Source organism: Nocardia sp. NPDC051030 (genome assembly GCF_040683015.1).
Lineage (GTDB): Bacteria > Actinomycetota > Actinomycetes > Mycobacteriales > Mycobacteriaceae > Nocardia.
Genome location: NZ_JBFBCD010000009.1, coordinates 14,371 through 37,068 on the forward strand (window position 1 = coordinate 14,371; position 22,698 = coordinate 37,068).

The 22,698-nt window shown below is 67.9% G+C and carries 16 protein-coding genes; 12 read left to right on the forward strand and 4 right to left on the reverse strand.

Annotated features, from left to right (window positions below):
* The first annotated feature begins 7 nt into the window (after nucleotides 1-7).
* From AB0N05_RS28020 to AB0N05_RS28030, 3 genes are read left to right on the forward strand one after another with little or no spacing between them, the layout of a single operon-like run.
* On the forward strand, nucleotides 8-1,372 hold the full coding sequence (locus AB0N05_RS28020; protein ID WP_364699183.1) for an NtaA/DmoA family FMN-dependent monooxygenase: 1,365 nt from the start codon (nucleotides 8-10) through the stop codon (nucleotides 1,370-1,372).
* Nucleotides 1,369-2,175, forward strand: coding sequence for a DUF1684 domain-containing protein (locus AB0N05_RS28025; RefSeq protein WP_364699185.1), 807 nt, complete (start codon nucleotides 1,369-1,371; stop codon nucleotides 2,173-2,175). The genes AB0N05_RS28020 and AB0N05_RS28025 overlap by 4 nt, the downstream gene beginning before the upstream one ends.
* Nucleotides 2,172-3,305 carry an LLM class flavin-dependent oxidoreductase gene (locus tag AB0N05_RS28030; RefSeq protein ID WP_364699187.1) on the forward strand — a complete coding sequence of 378 codons (1,134 nt, stop codon included), beginning with the start codon at nucleotides 2,172-2,174 and terminating at the stop codon, nucleotides 3,303-3,305. Before AB0N05_RS28025 ends, AB0N05_RS28030 begins: the two co-directional genes overlap by 4 nt.
* 282 nt (nucleotides 3,306-3,587) lie before the next feature.
* On the opposite strand, the gene AB0N05_RS28035 is transcribed toward AB0N05_RS28030, so the two are convergent.
* Complete coding sequence (locus tag AB0N05_RS28035; protein WP_364699189.1) at nucleotides 3,588-4,865, reverse strand: ROK family protein; 1,278 nt, start codon at nucleotides 4,863-4,865, stop codon at nucleotides 3,588-3,590.
* Nucleotides 4,866-5,550: 685 nt separating this feature from the next.
* Between AB0N05_RS28035 and AB0N05_RS28040 the strand changes: the two genes are divergently transcribed.
* From AB0N05_RS28040 to AB0N05_RS28065, 6 genes are all read left to right on the forward strand, one after another.
* Nucleotides 5,551-6,318, forward strand: a complete 768-nt coding sequence (locus AB0N05_RS28040; RefSeq protein WP_364699191.1) for a GntR family transcriptional regulator — start codon at nucleotides 5,551-5,553, stop codon at nucleotides 6,316-6,318.
* Nucleotides 6,319-6,546: a ferredoxin family protein gene (locus tag AB0N05_RS28045; RefSeq protein WP_364699193.1), complete on the forward strand. Its 228-nt coding sequence runs from the start codon at nucleotides 6,319-6,321 to the stop codon at nucleotides 6,544-6,546. It abuts the gene before it with no gap.
* A gap of 15 nt (nucleotides 6,547-6,561) precedes the next feature.
* Nucleotides 6,562-7,995: an ABC transporter substrate-binding protein gene (locus AB0N05_RS28050; protein WP_364699195.1), complete on the forward strand. Its 1,434-nt coding sequence runs from the start codon at nucleotides 6,562-6,564 to the stop codon at nucleotides 7,993-7,995.
* Between the two features lie 109 nt (nucleotides 7,996-8,104).
* Nucleotides 8,105-8,989, forward strand: coding sequence for an ABC transporter permease (locus tag AB0N05_RS28055; RefSeq protein ID WP_364699197.1), 885 nt, complete (start codon nucleotides 8,105-8,107; stop codon nucleotides 8,987-8,989).
* Nucleotides 8,986-9,717: an ABC transporter ATP-binding protein gene (locus AB0N05_RS28060; RefSeq protein ID WP_364699199.1), complete on the forward strand. Its 732-nt coding sequence runs from the start codon at nucleotides 8,986-8,988 to the stop codon at nucleotides 9,715-9,717. The genes AB0N05_RS28055 and AB0N05_RS28060 overlap by 4 nt, the downstream gene beginning before the upstream one ends.
* Nucleotides 9,717-12,416 (forward strand): fumarate reductase/succinate dehydrogenase flavoprotein subunit, encoded by a 2,700-nt coding sequence (locus tag AB0N05_RS28065; protein WP_364699201.1) that lies wholly within the window; start codon nucleotides 9,717-9,719, stop codon nucleotides 12,414-12,416. The genes AB0N05_RS28060 and AB0N05_RS28065 overlap by 1 nt, the downstream gene beginning before the upstream one ends.
* 125 nt (nucleotides 12,417-12,541) lie before the next feature.
* Here AB0N05_RS28065 and AB0N05_RS28070 read toward each other — a convergent pair whose 3' ends face one another.
* Nucleotides 12,542-14,149, reverse strand: coding sequence for a DUF2207 domain-containing protein (locus AB0N05_RS28070; RefSeq protein WP_364699203.1), 1,608 nt, complete (start codon nucleotides 14,147-14,149; stop codon nucleotides 12,542-12,544).
* Between the two features lie 98 nt (nucleotides 14,150-14,247).
* On the opposite strand from AB0N05_RS28070, the gene AB0N05_RS28075 reads away from it, so the two are divergent.
* On the forward strand, nucleotides 14,248-15,504 hold the full coding sequence (locus AB0N05_RS28075; RefSeq protein WP_364699205.1) for a neutral zinc metallopeptidase: 1,257 nt from the start codon (nucleotides 14,248-14,250) through the stop codon (nucleotides 15,502-15,504).
* A gap of 79 nt (nucleotides 15,505-15,583) precedes the next feature.
* On the opposite strand, the gene AB0N05_RS28080 is transcribed toward AB0N05_RS28075, so the two are convergent.
* Nucleotides 15,584-16,879 carry an ammonium transporter gene (locus AB0N05_RS28080; RefSeq protein WP_364699207.1) on the reverse strand — a complete coding sequence of 432 codons (1,296 nt, stop codon included), beginning with the start codon at nucleotides 16,877-16,879 and terminating at the stop codon, nucleotides 15,584-15,586.
* Nucleotides 16,880-16,981: 102 nt separating this feature from the next.
* Nucleotides 16,982-17,815: a hypothetical protein gene (locus AB0N05_RS28085; protein WP_364699209.1), complete on the reverse strand. Its 834-nt coding sequence runs from the start codon at nucleotides 17,813-17,815 to the stop codon at nucleotides 16,982-16,984.
* A gap of 450 nt (nucleotides 17,816-18,265) precedes the next feature.
* Between AB0N05_RS28085 and AB0N05_RS28090 the strand changes: the two genes are divergently transcribed.
* Both AB0N05_RS28090 and AB0N05_RS28095 read left to right on the forward strand, forming a co-directional pair.
* Nucleotides 18,266-21,211, forward strand: coding sequence for a DNA polymerase III subunit gamma and tau (locus AB0N05_RS28090; protein WP_364699211.1), 2,946 nt, complete (start codon nucleotides 18,266-18,268; stop codon nucleotides 21,209-21,211).
* A gap of 255 nt (nucleotides 21,212-21,466) precedes the next feature.
* Nucleotides 21,467-22,678 (forward strand): acetyl-CoA C-acetyltransferase, encoded by a 1,212-nt coding sequence (locus AB0N05_RS28095; protein WP_364699213.1) that lies wholly within the window; start codon nucleotides 21,467-21,469, stop codon nucleotides 22,676-22,678.
* The last annotated feature ends 20 nt before the right edge of the window (nucleotides 22,679-22,698 follow it).

Sequence of the window (22,698 nt, forward strand, 5' to 3'; positions counted from 1 at the left end):
GAGAAGCATGCCGAATCAACCGATACGCAAGCAGGTTCACCTCGCCGCCCACTTCCCGGGCGTCAATCACCACACCGTATGGACCGACCCGGACTCCGGGAGCCAGATCGACTTCGACTCCTTCGTGCACCTGGCCCGCACCGCCGAGCGCGGGCTGTTCGACTTCTTCTTCCTCGCCGAGGGATTGCGGCTGCGTGAGCACCGGGGCCGCATCCACGATCTGGATGTGGTGGGCCGCCCGGACACCTTCACGGTGTTGAACGCGCTCGCCGCCGTCACCACGCATCTGGGGCTGGCGGGCACCATCAACACGACCTTCAATGAACCCTTCGAGTTGGCAAAGCAATTCGCCAGTCTCGACCATCTCTCCGGCGGTCGCGCGGCCTGGAACGCGGTCACCTCGTCGGATGCCTTCACCGGCGAGAACTTCCGTCGTGGTGGCTATCTGGAGCACGCCAAGCGCTACACCCGTGCCGCCGAGGTGGTGGACGCCACCCGCGCCCTGTGGGACAGCTGGCCCGCCGACGCCCTGGTGGTGGATCGGGAACGCGGCATTTTCGCCCAGCCCGCGCCGACCGTGCACTTCACCAGCGAGCAGTTCGAGATCGACGGCGAATTCGTGCTGCCGCGCAGCCCGCAGGGCTATCCGGTACAGATTCAGGCGGGTGACTCCGACGACGGCCGCGAATTCGCCGCCGCCAAGGCCGATGTCATCTTCAGCGCGCACGGCGAACTCGAGGACGGGCAGCGCTTCTACACCGATGTGAAGGACCGTCTCGCCAAATACGGCCGCACCCGCGACGATCTGAAGATCCTGCCCGCCGCCGGATTCGTGCTCGGCGACACTCCCGACGAGGCGCGCGAGAACGCCCTGCGCATCCGCCGCCAGCAGGTGACCCCACAGACCGCCATCGCCTTCCTCGAACAGGTCTGGGGCCGTGACCTTTCCGGCTACGGCGCGGAAGGCCCGCTGCCGGACATCGACCCCGTCGACAATGCCGACATCACCCGCGGCCGGGTCCGGCACGCCAAGGACCCGCGCGCCGTCGCCGACGCCTGGCGGGCCAAGGCCGAGGCCGGGAACCTCTCCATTCGCGAGCTCATCATCGAAACCACCGCGCGTCAGCAGTTCGTCGGCACCCCGCGTCAGGTCGCGGCCGAAATCGACCGCTACGTGCAGTCCGACGCCGCCGACGGCTTCGTCCTGGTCCCGCACCTCACCCCGTCCGGCCTGGACGAATTCGTGGACAAGGTGATCCCCGAACTCCAGGAACTGGGCAGTTTCCGCACCGAATACTCCGGCCCGACCCTGCGCGAGCACCTGGGCCTGCGTCACCCCCACCACCGCACCGAAGGAGTACGCGCATCATGACCGCCACCGTCACCGAATTCGACCAGCAGTGGGCCACCTTCCGCACCGAACGCGAGGCCTGGGCGCGCCAACCCCTGGGCTGGCTGAGCCTCACCGGGCTGCACTGGCTCGGCGCTGACGAGGAGACCATCCCCGGCCTCCCCGGCCGCTGGCACACGGATAGCGAAAACGTTTACGTGACTATCGAATCCGGCGCTGATCTGCGACTGGACGGCAAGGCGCTGACCGGCTCGACGGTGCTCACGCCCGGCGAGGGCAAGCCCGGCCTCGAAGTGCGCACGGGTGAGCGTCTCATCGAAGTGATCCGCCGCAGTGGGCAATTCGCCCTGCGCATCCACGATCCCGCCGCACCGACCTTGGCCGCCTTCACCGGGATCCCCGCCTACGAGGCCGATCCGAAGTGGACCGTGACCGGCCGCTTCGAGCCCTTCGAGGTGGCGCGCGTGGTCACCACCGGCGCGGTGGTCGAGGGCCTTCAGCATCACCACACCGCCACGGGCACGGTCACTTTCGAACTCGACGGCACCGAACACAAGCTGGTCGTATTCGGCAACCACCTGCAGGGCCTGCACGTTCTGATCACCGATGCCACCAGCGGCGTCACCACCTACGGCGGCGCGCGCAGGCTGGACCTGTCGCGTCCCGCCGCCGACGGCACCCTCGTCCTCGACTTCAATCGCACGGTCAATCTGCCCTGCGCCTTCACCGACTACGCCACCTGCCCGGTCGCCCCGGCAGAGAACCGGCTGCCCTTCGCAGTCGCGGCAGGAGAGCAGGACCCGCGTAAGGAGCACACCGCATGACCATCCCGCTATCCGTTCTGGACCTGTCCCCGATCAGTTCGGGATCGACTGCACGCCAAGCCCTCCGGAACACCATCGATCTCGCACGCCAGGCCGAACGCCTCGGCTATCACCGCTTCTGGGTCGCCGAACATCATTTCGTGCAGGTCGCCAGCTCCGCGCCGACCACCCTGATCGGCCTGATCGCCGCCGCCACCGAATCCATTCGAGTCGGTTCGGCCGCCGTCCAGCTCGGCCATCACACCTCCATCTCGGTGGTAGAGGCATTCGGCACCATCGACGCGCTCTACCCCGGCCGCCTCGATCTGGGCCTGGGCCGCTCCGGGCATCGCGGCGACCAATTGCGTTCCGCCGGAGTGCCACCCGTCCCGGCCCCCGTCCGCCCCACCGAGGTGCGCGACGGCGTGGTCATTCCGCCCCCGTTCATTCCGGGCCAGCGGCTGGACACCACCCGGCTCGCCGCAGGGCTGCAAGCGCTGCTGCTCCCGGGCGCGAAGGCACTGCCCTACACCGAGCAGGTACAGCAGATTCGCGCGCTCCTGGAAGGCAACTACACGGACGCCGACGGCGTGGACCTGCACGCCGTCCCCGGCGAGGGCTCGGATATCCAGCTCTGGCTGTTCGGCAGTAGCGGCGGTGAAAGCGCCCAGCTGGCAGGCAGACTGGGCCTCCCGTTCGCCGCCAACTATCACGTCTCGCCCGGAACCATCGTGGAAACGGTGGAGTCCTACCGTTCGGCCTTCCGCCCCTCCCGGCAGCATCCGCGCCCGTACGTGGTGGTATCCGCCGATGTGGTTGTCGCCGAGGATGATTCAACCGCGCAACACCTGGCCTCCACCTACGGCCACTGGGTCTACAGCATTCGCAGCGGAGCCGGGGCGGCCCAATACCTCGACCCCGATACCGCGCCGCCGCTGCCCGACCAGCATCGCAGCCTGGTCGACGACCGGATCACCACCCAGTTCGTCGGCTCCCCGGCCTCAGTGGCCGAACGCCTCACCGCGCTGCAACAGCTCACCGGTGCGGACGAACTCGTCATCACCAGCGTCACCCACGATCACGAGGACCGGGTGAACTCCCATCGCCTGCTGGCCCGGGAGTGGGGCCTGACCCACGTGCGCGCCGCCTGACCCACAGGCGGCTTCGAACTCGCGCCGGCTCGCCGAGGGAAGGGGACTCCGGAGGGCGAGCCGGCGTGGGAACCGCACCGTGCGCAGGGCCTCGCGCGGGTGCGGATAGGGGCCGGATCCGGGCCGTGGACCGTCCGGATCCGGCCCTTCCCCCTCTTCACCCGGGGATAAGCGAGCCCACCTCGTCTACGCCCTCGAACGTCCCGCCGACTGACCAACGACGAAGCCCCGCCTGGTACTGCCGGGCGGGGCTTCGTTGTTTGGGATGAGGGTCGATTCGGATCAGCGGGTGGTGCGGGTGGCCCGCCGCATGGCGGAGAGCGGGTCGGCGTAGAAGACGCTCAGCGAGGTGACTGCCGCGGCGAACTCCTGGACGCGGCCGCCGAAGCGGCTGATTCGCAGATCCGCCGCCGGGAGCGTGGTGCTCTCGGTGAAAGCCTTTGCTACCCACTCCATTCCGGGTCGGTAGCCGGTGAAGGCTTGGCCGCCCAGCACTACCCGATCCGGGTTGAACATGTCCCGGACCAGCGCGGCGGTGCGGCCCAGCGCCTCGGCGCGTTCGATGAGCAGGTCGCGTGCCGGGGTGTTCCCGGCATCGGCGAGCCGGTGTAGATCCGCGATCACCGGCCGCCGTGGTGCTTCGGGCTTGGGCAGAATGCCCTTGCGCACAGCGCGTTCCAGGAGCGACCGCTCACCGATGGTGGCCTCGAAGCAGCCCTTGCGGCCGCAGGTGCAATCGGCGTCCGAGCCGGTGGGCAGGTGGGCGATGGAACCCGGGCCATTGGCGGGAGTGTGCACGCGATCGTGCAAAGTCACTGCCAGACCGGCGGTTTCGCGTGCGTAGATGTAGAGGCTGCTGCCCGGCCGCGACTCTTCGCCCGGATCGCGCCCGGCGAGCAGCAGCTCGGCCGCTGCCATGGCCTCCACATGCGCGGACACCGAGACCGGCAGATCGAGAATGCTGCTGAAGATCGCCGCCACCGGCGCGTCCTGCCAATCCAGGCGCGGATGATCGACGACACCGGCCGTCGGATCCACCCGCCCGGCCAGCGCGACACCGGTCCACAGCGGCTTGCGTCGCGGCAGCCGATCCAGGAACGCCTTGGCGCTGCGGGCCACTATGGTCAGCGCCGCGTCCTGACCCGTTTGGGGAGTGGCGATTTCGAGCCCGCCGAGAATCCGGCCGGACAGATCGGCGGCCACGATCCGGGTGACCGTGAATCCGATGTGCACGCCGACCGTCACATACGAGTCGGTGTCCACCTCGAAGGGCACGCGCGGCCGCCCGACCGCGCCGGACGCGGTGAGATCGGCGCGCTCGCGCAGGAGCCCCGCCGAAAGCAGCGATGACACTTGGCGATTCACGGTCGCGATGCTCAAACCCGTGGTCTGGGCGGCGACATCGCGGAAGATGGGCCCGCGAGTGGCGGCGCGCAGCACGGCGGCCGCCGGATTGTCGGTGATCCGCAGTTCGGACGGCACCGCGGGCCGCGCCGGGGCAAGGCGCGCGGTGGCGACGGAAGCGGAGGTGAAGGAACGTTCAAGGGTGGGACTAGACACTGTGGAGTCCTTGCTGCGGTCTCACCTGGGTGAAGGGAGACGAATGCCTACAAATGAGGAATTTCTGCGATGCAGCGAGGCCCGGATTCGAGCGAATGCGGGGTCAGTACTCGGCTGCGCGACGGCAGGGACAACACAGTTCCCGTTGCCGCGGCAGCCGCACACCCAGCGCGACGGTCACATAGGTGACCCGTGCGGCAGTGGGGCGACTGGAAGACATGGGATCAAAGTTAGCATTCCGCTCAGCCCGAACGGAAGCCGCGAACGACCGCACCGGCCTTACGCGGGTTCCGGCGCGGTCTCACCTCAAACCCTTCGAACAGCCTCGCCTCCTGCTGAATCTTTTGTGCTGGTAAGGATTTGCCGATCCGCGAGCGCGCACACCCCGGTCCGCCGAAAAGTGATCGACGCCACGCCTTCCTCCCACATCTCGAGAAGCCGCACCTCCCCACCCCACTCCGTGGCACCGCGCGGCACACGCATTCCGATCACCGTGATTCCAAGACCCAAGTTGATCACCGGGGTGGCGCAATACCCCGAATCCCTCCCATATCGGCAGGCCGCGCGCATGCGAAGGCGGCGCATAACCTCACGCCCCAGCGCCCGCGAGGAGTGAGCTCCGATCCCGGCCGGTGGTCCCCATTACAGTCTGAAACCGCAGGTCAACGGCGGAAAGGAGAATGAGGTGACGCCGGAACCGATACCGCTGCGCGCCCCGATCCGCCGAGCCGATCGGGCCCGCCAGGTGGCGGACATACTGCGGCAGCAGATTCACGCCGAGGCCTTCGAGGGCTCACTGCCCTCGGAGCAGGAACTGTCCGCCGAGTTCGCGGTCTCCCGCAATACCGTGCGGGACGCCCTCGCCCTGCTGAAGGACGAGGGGCTGATCGAGCGCGCACCCAAGGTCGGCACCCATGTGGCCCGCCGCAAATACGACCACGGCCTGGACGCGCTGCTCGGGCTCAAGGAGACCCTGCGCGGCCACGGCGAGGTCCGCAATGAGGTGCGCGCCGCGGTGCGCGTGACCCCACCGCCCGCCGTCGCCCGCAAACTGCGGCTGGAACCCGGGCAGCAGGCCGTCTACATCGAGCGGCTGCGTTACTTCGGCGACCTCCCGCTGAGCCTGGACCTCACCTACCTGGTCCCGGACATCGGCGACGAGGTGATCACCCGCGACCTGGAATCCAATGACGTGTTCGCGCTGATCGAACAGATCAGCGGCGGCCCACTGGGCTCCGCCGACCTCGCCGTCGAAGCCATTACGGCGGACGCCCATTCGGCTGCCACCCTGCACATGCCCGAGGGCGGCGCGCTGCTGCTGCTCGAACGACTCACCAAACTCGAGGACGGCCGCCCGGTGGACCTCGAATACATCCGGATGCGCGGCGACCGGATCACCATGCGCGGCAGCCTGATCCGGCCGCCGGAGCGCACCGATTGGAGACTGATCTAGATGGCTCTGGTCAATCAGCGGGCGGACGTCCCGGTGACCATCGACGAATCCTTGTGCATCACGGGCTGCACCCTGTGTGTGGAGATCTGCCCGCTCGACTCGCTGGCGATCAATCCGGAGAACGGCAAGGCCTTCATGCACGTCGACGAGTGCTGGTACTGCGGGCCCTGCGCCGCCCGCTGTCCCACCGGCGCCGTGACCGTGAACATGCCCTTCCTGCTCCGCTGAATATCTAGGAACCCCATGAAGTACCGCCCCGCCCGGATCACCGTGGCGGCACTCGCCGCTGCCCTCGCACTCACCGTCTCCGGCTGCTCGCTGGAGAACACCGGTGGCGGCGACACCGTCAAGCTCGTCATCGGCTACCAATCCAAGACCATCAATACCGTCACCGCCGGAACCCTGTTGAAGGCCAAGGGATTCCTGGAACAGCGCCTCGAGGCACTCACCAAGGGCGGCGGACCGAAGTATCAGGTGGAATGGCAGGACTACGACACCGGCGCACCCATCACCGCGCAGATGATCGCGGAGAAGATCGACATCGGCTCGATGGGCGACTATCCGCTGCTCATCAATGGTTCCCGTACCCAGGCCAATGAGCGGGCCAAGACCGAACTGGTGTCCATCACCGGGTACAACCCCAAGGGCGCGCTGAACATGGTGGTCGTCGCGCCGAACTCTGCCGCGCAGTCCATCAAGGATCTCGCGGGACAGAAGGTTTCGGCGAGCGTCGGCTCGGCCGGGCACGGCACCCTGGTGCAGGCGCTGACCCGCGCGGGCATCGACCCCAAGTCCGGCGTCGAGGTGCTCAACCAGCAGCCCCAGATCGGTTCCTCCGCACTGGAATCCGGTCAGGTGGCGGCCCTGTCGCAGTTCGTGGCCTGGCCCGGACTGCTGGTCTTCCAGAACAAGGCCAAGCTGCTGTACGACGGTGCGGAACTGAATGTCCCCACCTTCCACGGTGTGGTGGCGCGGCGTGACTACGCGAAACAGCATCCGGAGGTACTGAATGCCTTTGTGCAAGCCCAGGTGGACGCCACCGATTTCATCCACAAGCAGCCCCTGGAAGCGGCCAAGATCGTCGCCGACAACTCCGGGCTGGCCCAGGAGGTCGTGTACCTGTACAACGGGCCGGGCGGCACCTCCTTCGACCCCACGCTGAAGCCCGGCCTGATCGCGGCATTCAAAGATGACGTCCAATACCTGAAGTCCATCGGCGACTTCGCGGACCTGGACATCGACAAATTCGTCGAACCCACCGTCCTGCAACAGGTCTACAAGGACCGCGGCCTCAACTACGACGCCGAACTCGCGAACACCGCCAACCCCGCGCCGATCACCGGCACCGATGCCCTCACCAACCAGTCGATCACCAATCCGGCTCAGGCGAGCGAGATCTGGTTCACCGGCCAAGACACCACTCAGCCCGCTGCCGACCCCACCAGCCTGCTGCGCGCCATCAAACAAGCCCGCGCCCAAGGCAAACAGATCCGCGTCGCCTACGTCCCCGACGCCGAACTCGGCACCCGCTGGTTCGCCGACAAGGCCCTCTGGGTCCGCGACGGCGAAACCTACCTCCCCTTCACCACACCGGCAGCCGCCCAGCGCTACCTCGCCGGACACCCGTCGGGCGTGACCGTCACCTACGACCAGGCCGTAAACGAGGTTCGGCAATGACCCGCTCGGCGATGACAACCACCAGCGCGCTGCGCATCGACGTAGCCGAAGGCCCGGCCGAACCAGCCGCGACGGCGAGCCGGTCACCGCGAGTTCGGGGAGCTGGGCGATGAGCACTACCACCGCGCTTCGCGTCGACATCGCGGATGGTCCGGCCGAGCGAGGAGCGGCAGAACGGGGCGCTCGAGCCGGACGGCGGCCGAGTGCGGGCGGAATCGCGTGGCGGTCGCGCGCGATTCGGACGGCGTCGGTGCTGGCCGCTGTCGGCGCTTGGCAGTTCCTGACCGCCAACAATATTCGCCTGTGGGTGCGGTTCGACACGCTGCCGACCGTCACCGAGATCGTGCGGGCGTTCCGGCATCAGCTGGGCACCGACACGTTCTATCTCGATCTCGGCCAGTCGCTCATCCGAATACTCACCGGATTCGGGCTGGCCGCGGTCATCGGCGTGACAACCGGTGTGGCGCTGGGCCGTTCGCGGTGGTTCTCCGATGTGCTGGGCCCGCTCACCGAGCTGGCCCGGCCCATACCGGCCATCGCCATCGTGCCGGTGGCCATCCTGATGTTCCCCGATGACGAGGCGGGCATCGTCTTTATCACCTTCCTGGCCGCGTACTTCCCGGTCATGGTGTCCACTCGTCATGCCGTGCGAGCCCTGCCGACCATCTGGGAGGACTCGGTGCGCACCCTCGGCGGCAGTCGCTGGGATGTGCTGTGCCAGGTGGTCCTGCCGGGCAGTCTGCCCGGCGTGTTCAGCGGACTGTCGGTCGGCATCGGCGTGGCGTGGATCTGCGTGGTGTCGGCGGAAATGATCTCGGGTCGGCTCGGCGTGGGCTACCGGACCTGGCAGGCGTACACGATCGTGGATTACCCGGGCGTGTTCGTCGGCATCATCACGATCGGAGCGCTCGGGTACCTCACCTCGGCCGCCGTCGAACTGATCGGGCGGCGCGTCACGCATTGGCTGCCGCGAGTGCAGGAGGTCGCGAAATGACCACCGGAATGAGTCTGCGCACCGACCGGATTCAACTGTCCTATACCGGAACACCGGTGATCGACGACCTGACCGTGGACGTGCGGCCCGGCGAGATCCTGATCCTCACCGGCCCTTCCGGCTGCGGCAAATCCACGGTCCTGCGCGCCCTGGCCGGACTACTACGACCGGACTCCGGCCGCGTGCTGGCCGACGGCACGGAGGTCACCGGCACCTCCCGTGATCGTGCGGTCGTCTTCCAGGACAATGCCCTACTGCCTTGGCGCACAGTACGATCCAATATCGAACTCGCCCTGAAACTGCGCGGCGAACCCCGCGCGGGACGACGGGCCCTGGCCGACAAATGGATCGACGAGATCGGCCTCACCGGCTTCGCCGACTACCTGCCCAAAAGCCTCTCCGGCGGCATGCGCCAGCGCGTGCAGCTGGCCCGCGGCCTGGCCGGAGCGCCGCGCGCGGTCCTCATGGACGAGCCGTTCGGCGCGCTCGACACCCAGACCCGCGCCACCATGCAACGCCTGCTCATCGACACCTGGCGCACCCACCCCACCACCGTCGTCTTCGTCACCCACGATGTGGACGAGGCACTGCTGCTGGGCGATCGGGTCGCCGTCCTCGGCCGCGCGGGCGAACCGCTGCGCGCACTCCTGGAGGTGCCGCAACCGCGCGAACCCGACGTGGACCGTGCCGTCCTGCGCGCCAAAATCATTACTGCCCTGGAGAACTGATGCAGATTCCCGATCTGGCCGAGACCACCCGTCTCGACTGCGATGTGCTGGTCATCGGCGGCGGCACCGCGGGCACCATGGCCGCGCTCACCGCCGCCGAACAGGGCGCGAACGTGATCCTCATGGAGAAGGCGCACGTCCGGCACTCCGGCGCACTGGCCATGGGAATGGACGGCGTCAACAATGCCGTCATCCCCGGCAAGGCCGAGCCCGAGGACTACGTCGCCGAGATCACCCGGGCCAATGACGGAATCGTCAACCAGCGCACCATCTATCAGACCGCCACCCGCGGCTTCGCCATGGTGCAGCGCCTCGAACGCTACGGCGTGAAATTCGAGAAGGACGCCTACGGCGAATACGCGGTGCGGCGCGTGCACCGCTCCGGCTCGTATGTGCTGCCCATGCCGGAGGGCAAGGACGTCAAGAAGGCGCTGTATCGCGTACTGCGGCAACGGAAGATGCGCGAACTCATCCAGATCGAGAACCGCCTCATGCCGGTGCGCGTGCTCACCGAGAACGGGCGAGCGGTCGGTGCCGCCGCATTGAATACGCGCACAGGCGAATTCGTGGCCGTCGGAGCCAAGGCCGTCATCCTCGCGACCGGGCCCGCCGGGCGGCTCGGCCTGCCCGCTTCGGGATATCTGTACGGCACCTACGAGAACCCCACCAATGCGGGCGACGGCTACGCCATGGCCTACCACGCCGGTGCGGAGCTTTCCGGCATCGAATGCTTCCAGATCAACCCGCTCATCAAGGATTACAACGGCCCCGCCTGCGCGTATGTCGCCAATCCCTTCGGCGGCTACCAGGTGAATGCCCTCGGTGAACGCTTCGTCGACTCCGACTACTGGTCCGGAGCGATGATGTCGGAGGTCAAGCGGGAGATCGAATCCGCCCGCGGCCCCATCTATCTCAAGGTCTCGCACCTGCCGACCGAAACCCTGGACGCCCTCGAGGGCATCCTGCACACCACCGAACGCCCCACCCGCGGCACCTTCCACGCCAATCGGGGGCACGACTACCGCAGTCACGATATCGAGATGCACATTTCCGAAATCGGCTTGTGCAGTGGGCATTCCGCCTCCGGCGTCTGGGTGGACGAGAACGCCCGAACGACCGTCCCCGGCCTGTACGCCGCCGGTGACTTGGCCTGCGTCCCGCACAACTACATGATCGGCGCATTCGTCTACGGCGATCTGGCCGGAGCACATGCGGCGGGCACCCTCGCGGACGTCACCGCCCCGGCCGAACTCCCCGTCGACCAGCTGGCCTCCGCCCACGAACTCGTCTACCGCCCGCTGCGCAATCCCGAAGGCGCACCGCAGCAGCAGGTCGAATACAAGCTGCGCCGCTTCGTCAATGACTATGTGGCCCCGCCCAAGACGGCCACCAAGCTCTCCCTCGCCATCGAAACCTTCGACCGCATGGCCGATGAGATCGCCGCCATGGGCGCGCTCACCCCGCACGAACTCATGCGCTGCGCCGAGGTCACCTTCATTCGCGACTGCGCCGAAATGGCCGCCCGCTCCTCACTGACCCGCACCGAATCCCGCTGGGGGCTCTACCACGAGCGCGCCGACCTGCCCGAGCGCGACGACGTCGAATGGCGCTACCACCTCAACCTGCGCAAGACCGCCGACGGCGAGATGGAATTCCTGAAGCGGCCGGTGGCACCGTATTTCGTCCCGGTCCCCGGCCTGGACGAGATCCCCACCTCCGACACCGCCGTCATCCCGGTGGCGCAGCCCGCCCTCGTCGGCACCCCGCCCAACCTGGGCGCGGAACTGCCCTCCCACGCCGCGACCCCCGTCACGGCCGCGAAAGAGATTGTCGCGCCGCGCATCGCGCTACTGCTGAGCCTGGATTCACCCGGCACCGCCGAACTCGCATCCTTCCTGGATGATCCGGACCCGCAGGTCCGCGCCACCGCCGTGGCCGTCCTCACCGAAGGCACCCCGGATGGCTTCGACGACCGCCTGATCGCGGCCCTCTCCGATTCCGCCGTACAAGTCCGGGCGGCAGCCGTAGCCGGACTCCGCGAGCTGGTCGAGATCCTGCCCGCCGCAAACGGACTCGCCGAGCATGCCGACTCGCCCGATCCCATCGTCCGCGCCACCGTCATCGACCTGCTCCGAGCCCTGCGAACCGGCACCGCCGAGCTGTTCGCCAAGGCCGCCGTAGACCCCGACCACCGCGTTCGCATAGAAGCCGTGAATGCCCTGGTCTCCCTGGACGACTGGTCCCCGCTCACCACCGCCGCCCACGACGACAATCGGGAAGTCCGAATCTCCGCCGCCCGCGGCCTGGCCACCATCGGCCTCGGCGGAGCCGAAACCATCCGCACCCTCACCGGCGATCGCGACCCCCTGGTCAGAGCCGCCGCCCTCACGGCCCTGGCCCGACTCGGCACACCCGAGGACGCCCCCACCCTGACCGCGGCCCTGAAGGATTCGGCCTGGCAGATCCGAGAGGGCGCGGCCCGCGGCCTCCCCGCCGTCGGCCCGGAACTGGCCGCCGAACCCCTGACCACCGCCCTAGCCGACCCCCACCCCGACATCCGCAAGGCAGCGGTGCTCACCCTGAGCACCTGGCCGGAATCCGAATCCGCCCGAACCGCACTGGAAACCGCCCTCGGCGACACCGACGCGGATGTCCGCGCCTACGCCCGCCGCGCCCTCGCCGTTCATGCCGGGCACTGAGGTAGCGGATCAGCGAGGTTCGTCCGGATCTCCGTCAGGCCGTCGTGTTCTCGGCCGGAATCCACTCGGGTGATGTGGATCCCGGTCACAAGCGTGCCGGGATGACGAGCGCTTTTGTCGTCGGATCAGCTGTCGCTGGTGCGCGGCGGGCTGAACAGGCCCTCCACGGCGGTGATGAAGTAGGGGAAGTGGGCGGCGAAGCGGTGCAGGTTGCGGTCGCCCTCGAAGCCGCCGAACCAGTAGACGCCGGGGGTGCCGTCGTCGGAGGGGTTGAGGTCGCGGAAGGTGCGAACCCACTGGTCGGTCTTGCGGTCCGCCACCATGTACGGCAAGGCCCGGGAGAAGACCATCTCCTGATCGGCGGCCGGAATACGTTGCGGAACAATCGCGTCCAGTCCGCGCTGCATGGCCTGCAAACGGGTGGTCAGCTCCCGGCCGAGCACCGTGCGAGACGGCAGATAGCGGGGGAGCAGCAGCGTGGCAACCCCGCCCAGTGCGATCGCCACACCGACCAGCGCGTGGTGAGCCGGTCCGAGCGCCAGGCCAGCGAACGTGAGCGCACCGATCAGGATCAGCGCCGCGCCCAGCCAGAACTCGACACCGCGGCGAGTGCGGTCGAGGAAGGTCCCGCTTTCCACCGCATCATCGATGAGCGCCCTACGCACCGCGGCCGCGGGCACCTTGCCGCGTAGCTCGGACAGCAGAACCGAATCCGTGCCCTCGGGCAGCAGCGCCGCGTAGACGGCCCGCTCGTACCCGACCAGGTGCTCATCGACCGGATTCATCCGGGAGAAACGCCAATCCGATTCCTCGACGACCGCCACCCACAGATAGCTCCGCACCGCCAGATCCACAATGGTCGCCGCCAGATCGGGCGCATCCACATGACCGTCCAGCAGCAGTCCGGCCGTCCCCGGCAGCACTCCGTCGGGCGAGGTGAAGCGCACCCGATTCCCCTCGTGCACCAGCGGATCCAGCACCTCGGTGCCGCTCGGCGTCGCCCGCCGCGACCACACCACATACCCGGCCGCCGCCACCAGCCCCGCCAGCAGCACGCCGAACGCCGCGTACACCGGCCAGGTCAGCGAAAACGCCCCGGGCGCATTGTCATCCCGGATATCCGCATTGGCGGGCACCGTGCCCGGCGGCATCTGCAAGGTCACATCGATGACATCACCCTTGTTCAGATCCTTCTTCTCCAGATGCGCCACGCCATCCGGCTCGACCCGAATATCCGCGCAGTCCTCCGGTTTTCCGGGCGGCCCGATGGTGCACTTGGTGACGCCCATCCGGAAATCGGGGCTGATCACACTGACATTGATCGACTCCACATCGGTGTTCAGCACCCCGGTCCAGTGGAAGACCTGCGCGCCACCGGTATCGCTGACCGTGTTGTGCAGCGTGTACTCGAAGGTCGCGGCGCCGGGCCGCGCATTCACCGTGAACAGGTCATCGGTAATGGTCGCGTCCCCGTCACCGGTGGCCTTCACATCGCTGACCTGGAAACTTCGCTCCACGCCCTCGCTCACCTGCACGCGCAGGGGCAGCACCTGCCGGAATTCGCCGCCCGCAGGCACTTCCACGGTTTCGGTGACCCGCAGCAGACCATCGTCGCCGAGATTCACGTCCGCGGTGATCCGCACCCCGTCCGGGTTCGCGTAGGCGGCCGGCGCGGCCACACCCGCAAGGGCGAGCAGCAGCGCCACGAGGGCGCCCCCCCGAAAAATCTGCATGGAAGGCTACTTTAGACAGCTTGCTATTCTTCCTCAGCGGCAAGGCACAGGCCGATGGAGCCGGCGGCAAACGTGAGGGAACGAGGGGGTGCGGGGGGATGACTCGCCCACCGTCCGGCAACGGACCGATTCCGCCCGGTGGACGACCGCCGAATCAAGGCCAGCGGCCCAATCAGCCACCGCCGGGAAACCCCCAGCGTCCCGGTTATCCCCAGGGCCCGGGTGCGCCGCAAGGCCCCGGTTATCCACAGCGGCAAGGCTTTCCGCCGCCTCCGGGATACCCTCAGCAACCCGGCCAGCAGCAGCAACCCGGTTACGGTCAGGCGCCCGGCTACGGTCAGGCCCCGGGTTATGGCCGCCCGCCGGGCTACAACCAGCAACCGGGTTATCCCCAGCAGCAGCGTCCGGCCTATCGCGCGCCCATGCCGCCGACGGGTGCCTTCCCGCAGCTCACCCCGGCCACGCAGGTGCGTCCCGCGCCGCCGCGCCGCCGCCGCTGGACCACCTTGCTGGTGGTCATGGTCCTGCTGGTGACCGGTCTGCTGGTGAATACCGCCATCCGAACCGGCCTGCACGCCTTCGGTTCCGGCGATTCCGTCCAGACCACTTACACCAATTCGCCCGGCGGCGAGAACGCCGGCGTGGCCAAGACCGCCGACAATCCGCTGCTCACCGGCGATGACCTCACCCTGGTCCCGGCGGGCTGCAAGTACTCGGCCTGGAGCACCGAGGTGGAGACCGCGCGCAAGTTCTTCGAATCCGCCGCCGACTGTCTCGCCAAGGCCTGGAAGCCGCTCTTCGACGACATCAAGCTGCCGTTCGAGGCCCCGAAGCTGAATGTCTCGGCCGACACCAATGGCATCACCACCCTGTGCACCGGCAACAGCTCGAACTTCGCCGCCTTCTACTGCTCCGCCGACCAGACCATCTACATGCCGGTCAGCCAGTTGCAGACCGATATCTTCAAGAACAACTGGGTGGTCTACCTGTCCGTCTTCGCCCACGAATACGGCCACCACGTCCAGGCCCAGTCCGGCATTCTCGGCAAGGTCCATCAACAGCGCCGCGACGCCGGGGCCCGCTCCGACACCGGCCTGGAGCTGTCGCGGCGAACCGAATTGCAGGCCAACTGCTTCGACGGCATGTACCTGTCCTCCTCCAAGGACGGCGGTTCGCTCACCTCGGCCCAGGTCGGCGTCGCCCGCACCGACTCCTATCACCGCGGCGACTCCTCTGGGGACATGCGCGACCACGGCACCTCCCAGAACGGCGGCGCGTGGTTCGAACTCGGCTACGACAAGAACCACACGGCGCAGTGCAATACGTTCAGCGCCTCGGCGAGCAAGGTCAGCTAGACCCACCAACGCTGAATCGAATCAATGAGAACGGCCGGGCAGTGGATCATCCACTGCCCGGCCGTTCTCGTTCAACGGCTCAGTGCCCGCCGAACAGCCCCTTCGTGTGCGGGGTATGCCCATGCACGCCTTCGGCATACGCGGTCTCGGCATGCAGCGCGAAGTCGATGCCGCCGATCTCGTCCTCCCGGCTCACCCGGAAGCCGATGGTCTTGTCGATCACCTTGCCCAGCAGGAACGAGACACCGAAGGCGAACGCCGCCACCACCAGCACGCCCACCGCCTGCTTACCCAGCTGCCCGAGCCCGCCGCCGTAGAGCAGCCCCTTCTTGTCCCCGGTCATGGTCTCGTGCGCCAGGAAACCGATCAGCAGCGTGCCCACGATGCCGCCCATGAAGTGCACGCCCACCACATCGAGCGAATCGTCGAAGCCGCCCTTGAACTTCCAGCCCACCGCGAACGAACACACCACACCGGCCGCCACGCCCACGATCAACGCGCCGAGCGTATTCACCGACCCACACGACGGCGTAATGGCGACCAGACCGGCCACCGCGCCCGAGGCCGCACCGAAGGTGGTCGGCTTGCCATCGCGAATCTGCTCCACGACCAGCCAGCCCAGCATGCCGAGGCAGCCCGCCACCAGCGTATTCAGGAAGACCGCCGACGCGATCCCGTCCGCCTTCAGCGCGGAACCGGCATTGAACCCGAACCAGCCGAACCACAACAGGCCCGCACCCAGCAGCACGAACGGCAGATTGTGCGGACGCATGGCATCCACCTTGAAACCGACGCGCGGGCCCAGCACCAGCGCCATGGCCAGCGCCGAAGCGCCCGAAGCGATCTCGACCACCAGGCCGCCCGCGTAATCGAGGGTGCCGAGCTTGGCCAGCCAGCCGTCCGGCGTCCACACCCAGTGTGCGATCGGCGCGTACACGATGAGCGCCCACACCGGCACGAAGATCATCCACGCGGAGAACTTGGCGCGATCGGCGATCGCACCCGAGATCAGCGCCACCGTCAGAATCGCGAAGGTCAGCTGGAAGGTGACGTAGAGCAGTTCCGGCACACCGGTATTCGCGGCGGCATCGGTCACGTGAACGGTCGTCGGATCGATGCCCGAGAGCCCGATATGCCCGAGATCGCCGATCAGTCCGCCGCCCGCGTCATCACCGAAGGACAGGCTGTACCCGAACACCAGCCAGGCCACCGTGACCAGCGGGATCGAAATGAAGCTCATCATCAGCATGTTGAGCACACCGCTGGAGCGCACCATGCCGCCGTAGAAGATCGCCAGGCCCGGCGTCATGAGCAGCACCATGGCCGTGGCCGCGAGCAGCCAGGCCGTGGCGGCCGGGTCGATGGTCGGATTCATGGGGGTAACTCCTTCGCACATTGCGTTGCGTGGAAGTTACCGAATCCTCACGTTTCGGCGCTGTTACAAAAATGAGGAGTTGGATACCTGGTTGTAACTCAACTAGCTGCGGCGATCCCGGTTTTTCCGGGACAGAACTCGCAATCCGCGCGGGCCAGGCATGGGGAGGCCGTCATCGAGGGCCATCCATTCGGCCGTGGTCAGCCACTGCTGCTGGGTGCGTGCGTCCGCCGTGTCGTTGAACACACGCCGCCCGCGATCATCGCGCAGCTCGAAGGCCAGCACCGACCAGCGCGGCGGGCGCTCATGCTCGGCCAGTTGATCACGCAGATAGGCGGTGACCAGCGCGCCGATCGTATTCACGGGGCGCAGCGAAACCCGATTTCCATACCGTGCGGCATGGAAACGCCTTCCGGCGCACAGGGATCGGGGCGTGGCGTTATAGGCGATCCACCCGGCGCGCTGGGCGCGCTCGATCAGCCACAGATGTTTGATCGCGGTCGGCGGGATATCGCCGACGCGATCCCGGATCAGGGCGATGACGGGTTCCGACAGCAGAATGTCGCGCCGGGTCGGGCCGGTGCCGTGCGCGGCCCAGTATTCGTCGGTGAGCTTGGCCAGCACCCGGCCGAAATCGTCGACGCTGCGCTGGGCGCGGCGGCCCAATCGTTCGATGCGCTCGGCCTCGGCCCGCATCTCGTTCTGGACGGTGAGGGTTTCGATGGCGGCGAGCGTCGGCACCTGGCCGCGCTGCAAGAGTTCGAGAATCGCGTTAGCGGTGGCCGGATCGGCAGCGGCGGACACGGGTAGCGAGTCGCGCTTGATGTCGTAGTCCTGCGGATTGATGGCTCGACTCAGTAATCCGACCGCGGCGGTGTCGCCGGCGAATTCCGTACTGGAGAGCCAGGCTGCGGCGATGTCGTCATAAGACGGCACTTGGGCGTCCTCCGGGAGATTTGGTTGGTTGTGCCCCGGTCGGGATGAGGGACCGGCCGGGGCCACCAACCTGATGAAGGTTTGGCTACCGAAGTTGCCGATGTCCACGGTAGCCAAACGATTGCGATCTTGCTGCATCGGTTCACAGGATCGTTATGTCCGCTCTGCGGAGTTGAAACCGAACGCGCATCAGTAAATGGTGATCTTGGGTGGATGCGTCATCCGGCAATGTCTGGACCTTTCCCACGCTGAGAATTTGCTCGGCCCCCAACGCCCACCCGGCTTCCGTCGTATGGAGGGCAACAGGGCGGGCGGTTCGTATGTGACATGCATCACCGTTTAGGTCGGTTGGCTATGTGAAAGCCCGGGCTGGCTATGTCGACGCAACCAATGCGGCGGCGAAGCGAGCAGGCGCACTGGCATGTCGGCTAGTGCCGGTACCCTTTGGCCGTGGCTCTGTACCGGAAGTACCGACCGGCAACGTTCGCTGAAGTGGTGGGGCAGGAGCACGTCACCGATCCCCTGAGCATCGCGCTCGATACCGGGCGGATCAGTCATGCCTACCTCTTCTCCGGCCCGCGCGGATGCGGCAAGACCTCCTCCGCGCGCATCCTCGCGCGCTCGCTGAACTGCGTCGAGGGTCCGACCTCGAAGCCGTGCGGCGTCTGCTCGTCCTGTGTCGCCCTGGGCCCCGGCGGGCCCGGCAACCTCGACGTCATCGAACTCGACGCCGCGAGCCACGGCGGCGTCGACGACACCCGCGAACTACGGGACCGCGCCTTCTACGCCCCCGCCGAATCCCGCTACCGCGTCTTCATCATCGATGAGGCGCACATGGTCACCACCGCGGGCTTCAACGCGCTGCTCAAGATCGTGGAAGAGCCCCCCGCCCACCTCATCTTCGTGTTCGCCACCACGGAACCGGACAAGGTCCTCCCGACCATCCGCTCCCGCACCCACCACTACCCCTTCCGCCTGCTGCCCCCCGCCACCATGCGCGGCCTGCTCGGCAAGATCTGCGACCAGGAGAACGTCCAGGTAGAAGAGGCCGTCTACCCCTTGGTCATCCGGGCCGGTGGCGGCTCCCCCCGAGACAGCCTCAGCGTCCTCGACCAACTCCTGGCAGGCGCGGGCCCCGAGGGTGTCACCTACCCCCGCGCGGTCTCCCTCCTCGGCGTCACCGACGTCGCCTTGATCGACGACGCGATCGAGGCGCTCGCCGCTTCCGACGGTGCGGCCTTGTTCGGCACCATCGACCGCGTGGTCGAAGCGGGCCACGACCCCCGCCGTTTCGCCACCGACTTCCTCGAACGCCTCCGCGACCTCATCCTCATGCGCGCGGTCCCCGACGCCACCGAGCGCAACCTCGTGACCGGCCCCGGCGATGTCCTCGACCGCATGCGCGACCAGGCCGCCCGCCTCGGCTCCGCCTCCCTGGCCCGCTACGCCGAACTCCTCCACGAGGGCCTCGGCGATATGCGCGGCGCCACCGCCCCCCGCCTCCTCCTCGAGGTAATCGCCGCCCGCATGCTCCTCCCCGCCGTCTCCGACGCCGAAACGGCAACCCTGCAACGCCTCGAAACTCTCGAGCGTCGCATGGCCGGTGGAGCACCGCCGCCGTCTCAGCCCGCCCAAGCTGCCGCGTCCGCCCCTCGAAGTGCCGCTCCCGCATCGGCTCCGGCCGCTGACGCAGCCTCCCGCCGCCGAGGAGCAGAGGCTCTCGCGGCCTTGCGCGCCGAAAAGACACCCACCCCCGAGGCCCCGGCCGCCGACCCGCAACAGCCCGCCGCCCCCGCCGCTGCCCCCGCCCCGCAACAGGCTCAGGCTCAACCCGCCGCACCAGTGGCGACGCCACAACAGCAGACGGTTGCCCCGGCAGCTGCCCCCGCCACCCAGTCGGCAGCGGTGCGCCCGCCCGAAATGAACGCGGTGCGAGGCACTTCCGCCGCCGAAGATGCCCCGGCAGTCCCGCCCGCTCCGCCGCATCCCGCGGAACGCGCAGCGGCCCAGCAGGTTTCCGCAAGTGCCGCACCTTCCGGGGGCGCTGGGCGGCTGTCGGGTAGCGAGGCTGACTCCGCCGTGGAGGTGGCAGCGCCCGAAGTCGCCGACCGTGCAGCCGCCGCGCCGCAGGCCTCTACCGTGCCGTCCGCCGCTGAAGCTGCTGTGGCCCAGCAGGTTTCCGCGAATCCCAGTCATGCCGAGGTTGTGGAACAGCTGCCCGGCAGCGCGGCTCCCGCCGTCGTGGAGAGCGCGGTACCCGAGGTCGCCGACCGCGAGGTCGCTGCACCGCCCGCCGCTGAAGCCCAGCGGATTTCCACCAGCGCCGCAGCCGAACCCGGCGAAAGCGACTCTGCGGACCTCGCGTCGGTCGGTGAATCCGATGCTGCGGCACTCGATTTCGGCCAGGACGCTCCCATCGCAGCGCAGAACGTGCCAGGTGACGTGACCTCCGCGTCGATGGCTGACGTCCCGGCTCAGGCTGAGCTGAGCGCGCCCGAGCCGGTTGCGGTTGCGGAGCCTGCGGCGGCGGTGGAAACGCCTGCTGCCGTGGATGCTCCGGTCGAGGTGCCCGCGGACGAGCCGGAACCGGCCGTGGCCGCGGAGGACTCCGCGTCCAGCGGGGACGATGTGCTGCGGGAGATCGAGGGGGCCTGGGCTGATATTCGGGCCAAGGTTCGGGAGTTCGGGGTGGCGGTGCAGGCCATGATGAATGGGGCGAGCGTTTCGCGGCTCGAGGGGCAGACGATCGTTTTCGCGCATCAGAATGGGCCGTTGGCGCAGCGGTTGTCGCAGCCGCAGAATCTGGATGCGGTGCGGTCGGCGGTCAAGGCCGTGTTGGGTCGGGACCATGACGTGCGGTGGGAAGTGGGCGGGGCGGGTCCGGCGCCCGCGGCGCGGGCGGGCGGTGCGGCGGGGCGCGGAGCGGCGGGTGCGACCGCGGCTCCCGAGAAGAAGGCGGCACCGAAGTTCTCGCGGCCGAGCCAGTCGAAGGCTGCTGGTGGGGGTGCTGCGGCGGCGGTCGTGAATACGGCTGCCACCGCGACGGAGTGGGGGACTGCTCCGACGGCGGCGGTGGCCGCGCCCGCGCAGCCGGTGAGTGCTCCCTCGACGGGTGGGGATTCCAGGGGTGGGGACACGGGTTCCGGGGTGCGGCAGGCGCCGCCGGAGGACGATATTCCGCTGCCTGACGGGCCGGACCTTCCGGACGACCCGGGGCCGTCGGACTACTCGTCAGTAGGTTATGACGGCGTCCCACCTGCTGCTACGCCGGAGGAGGAGCGGGAGATGCTGGAGGCGGCGGCCACGCCGGTGCCCGCCGGAGAGCGTCGCGACCCGGATGAGGTGGCGTTGGATCTTTTGCGCTCGGAGTTGGGGGCCACACCTCTGGAGGGTTGACAGTTACCCTGTGAGCCAGATTAAGTTAACCGGAGTTCGCACTCGGCGGTACTATGATCGGGTGGCCGTGAGTATCGGTTCGGAGAGGTTCTAAGGTATGCCCTGGCGTTTGGGCTACCAGAGCATCTACGAGTCTGCTCGCGCCGCTGTTTGTACGGCGTCAAGACGGCCAGCTGAGAAGCGGGTCGGCGAGGTTACAAGCGGCCGCCCCGCACACTGCGGTGCAGGCGCACCTTAAGAGAGGAAAACTCCGATATGACCACAGAGGCCTACATTTACGAGGCCATCCGCACCCCGCGCGGCCGCAACAAGAAGGGCTCGCTGCACTCGGTCAAGCCGATCGATCTGACCACCGGTCTGGTCGAGGAGCTGCGGAATCGTTTCCCGAACCTGGATGAGGACCGTATCTCGGACATCATCCTGGGTGTCGTCTCGCCCGTCGGTGATCAGGGCGCGGACATCGCCCGCACCACCGTCCTCACCGCCAAGCTGCCCGACACCGTCGGTGGCATCCAGATCAACCGTTTCTGCGCCTCGGGCCTGGAAGCCGTCAACCTGGCCGCCCAGAAGGTCCGCTCCGGCTTCGATGACATGGTCATCGCCGGTGGCGTCGAGTCCATGTCCCGCGTGCCGATGGGCTCCGACGGCGGCGCCATGTTCATGGACCCGAAGACCAGCTACGAGGCTTACATTGTCCCGCAGGGCATCTCGGCCGACCTGATCGCCACCATCGAGGGCTTCACCCGCGATGACGTCGATGCCTACGCCGTCCGCTCGCAGGACCTGGCCGCCAACGCCTGGAAGAACGGCTACTTCGCCAACTCCGTCGTTCCGGTCAAGGACATCAATGGCCTGACCGTGCTCGACAACGACGAGCACATGCGTCCCGGCACCACCGCCGCCGACCTGGGCAAGCTGAACCCGGCCTTCGCCGGCATCGGCGACATGGGCGGTTTCGACTCCGTCGCCATGCAGCGCTACACCTACGTCGAGGCCATCAACCACGTGCACCACGGTGGTAACTCCTCCGGCATCGTCGACGGCGCGGCTCTCGTGCTGGTCGGCTCCGAGGAGGCCGGTAAGGCTTCGGGCCTGACCCCGCGTGCCCGCGTCGTCGCGACCGCCACCTCCGGTGCGGACGCCACCATCATGCTGACCGGCCCGACCCCGGCCGCGTTCAAGGCTCTCGCCAAGGCGGGCCTGACCGTTGATGACATCGACCTGTTCGAGATCAACGAGGCCTTCGCTTCCGTCGTCCTGAAGTTCCAGAAGGATCTGGCGATCCCGGACGAGAAGCTGAACGTCAACGGTGGCGCCATCGCCATGGGCCACCCGCTGGGCGCCACCGGCGCCATGATCACCGGCACCATGATCGACGAGCTGCACCGTCGCAATGCGCGCTACGCGCTGATCACCCTCTGCATCGGCGGCGGCATGGGCGTCGCCACCATCATCGAGCGCGTCTAACGCCCACCGACTTTTTTCAG

Bases quoted from the DNA above. Each gene is read 5' to 3' on its own strand.
- AB0N05_RS28020 (WP_364699183.1), top strand. From the start codon at position 8: ATGCCGAATCAACCGATACGCAAGCAGGTTCACCTCGCCGCCCACTTC.
- AB0N05_RS28025 (WP_364699185.1), top strand. From the start codon at position 1,369: ATGACCGCCACCGTCACCGAATTCGACCAGCAGTGGGCCACCTTCCGC.
- AB0N05_RS28030 (WP_364699187.1), top strand. From the start codon at position 2,172: ATGACCATCCCGCTATCCGTTCTGGACCTGTCCCCGATCAGTTCGGGA.
- AB0N05_RS28045 (WP_364699193.1), top strand. From the start codon at position 6,319: ATGGCTCTGGTCAATCAGCGGGCGGACGTCCCGGTGACCATCGACGAA.
- AB0N05_RS28050 (WP_364699195.1), top strand. From the start codon at position 6,562: ATGAAGTACCGCCCCGCCCGGATCACCGTGGCGGCACTCGCCGCTGCC.
- AB0N05_RS28055 (WP_364699197.1), top strand. From the start codon at position 8,105: ATGAGCACTACCACCGCGCTTCGCGTCGACATCGCGGATGGTCCGGCC.
- AB0N05_RS28060 (WP_364699199.1), top strand. From the start codon at position 8,986: ATGACCACCGGAATGAGTCTGCGCACCGACCGGATTCAACTGTCCTAT.
- AB0N05_RS28065 (WP_364699201.1), top strand. From the start codon at position 9,717: ATGCAGATTCCCGATCTGGCCGAGACCACCCGTCTCGACTGCGATGTG.
- AB0N05_RS28070 (WP_364699203.1), bottom strand. From the start codon at position 14,149: ATGCAGATTTTTCGGGGGGGCGCCCTCGTGGCGCTGCTGCTCGCCCTT.
- AB0N05_RS28075 (WP_364699205.1), top strand. From the start codon at position 14,248: ATGACTCGCCCACCGTCCGGCAACGGACCGATTCCGCCCGGTGGACGA.
- AB0N05_RS28080 (WP_364699207.1), bottom strand. From the start codon at position 16,879: ATGAATCCGACCATCGACCCGGCCGCCACGGCCTGGCTGCTCGCGGCC.
- AB0N05_RS28095 (WP_364699213.1), top strand. From the start codon at position 21,467: ATGACCACAGAGGCCTACATTTACGAGGCCATCCGCACCCCGCGCGGC.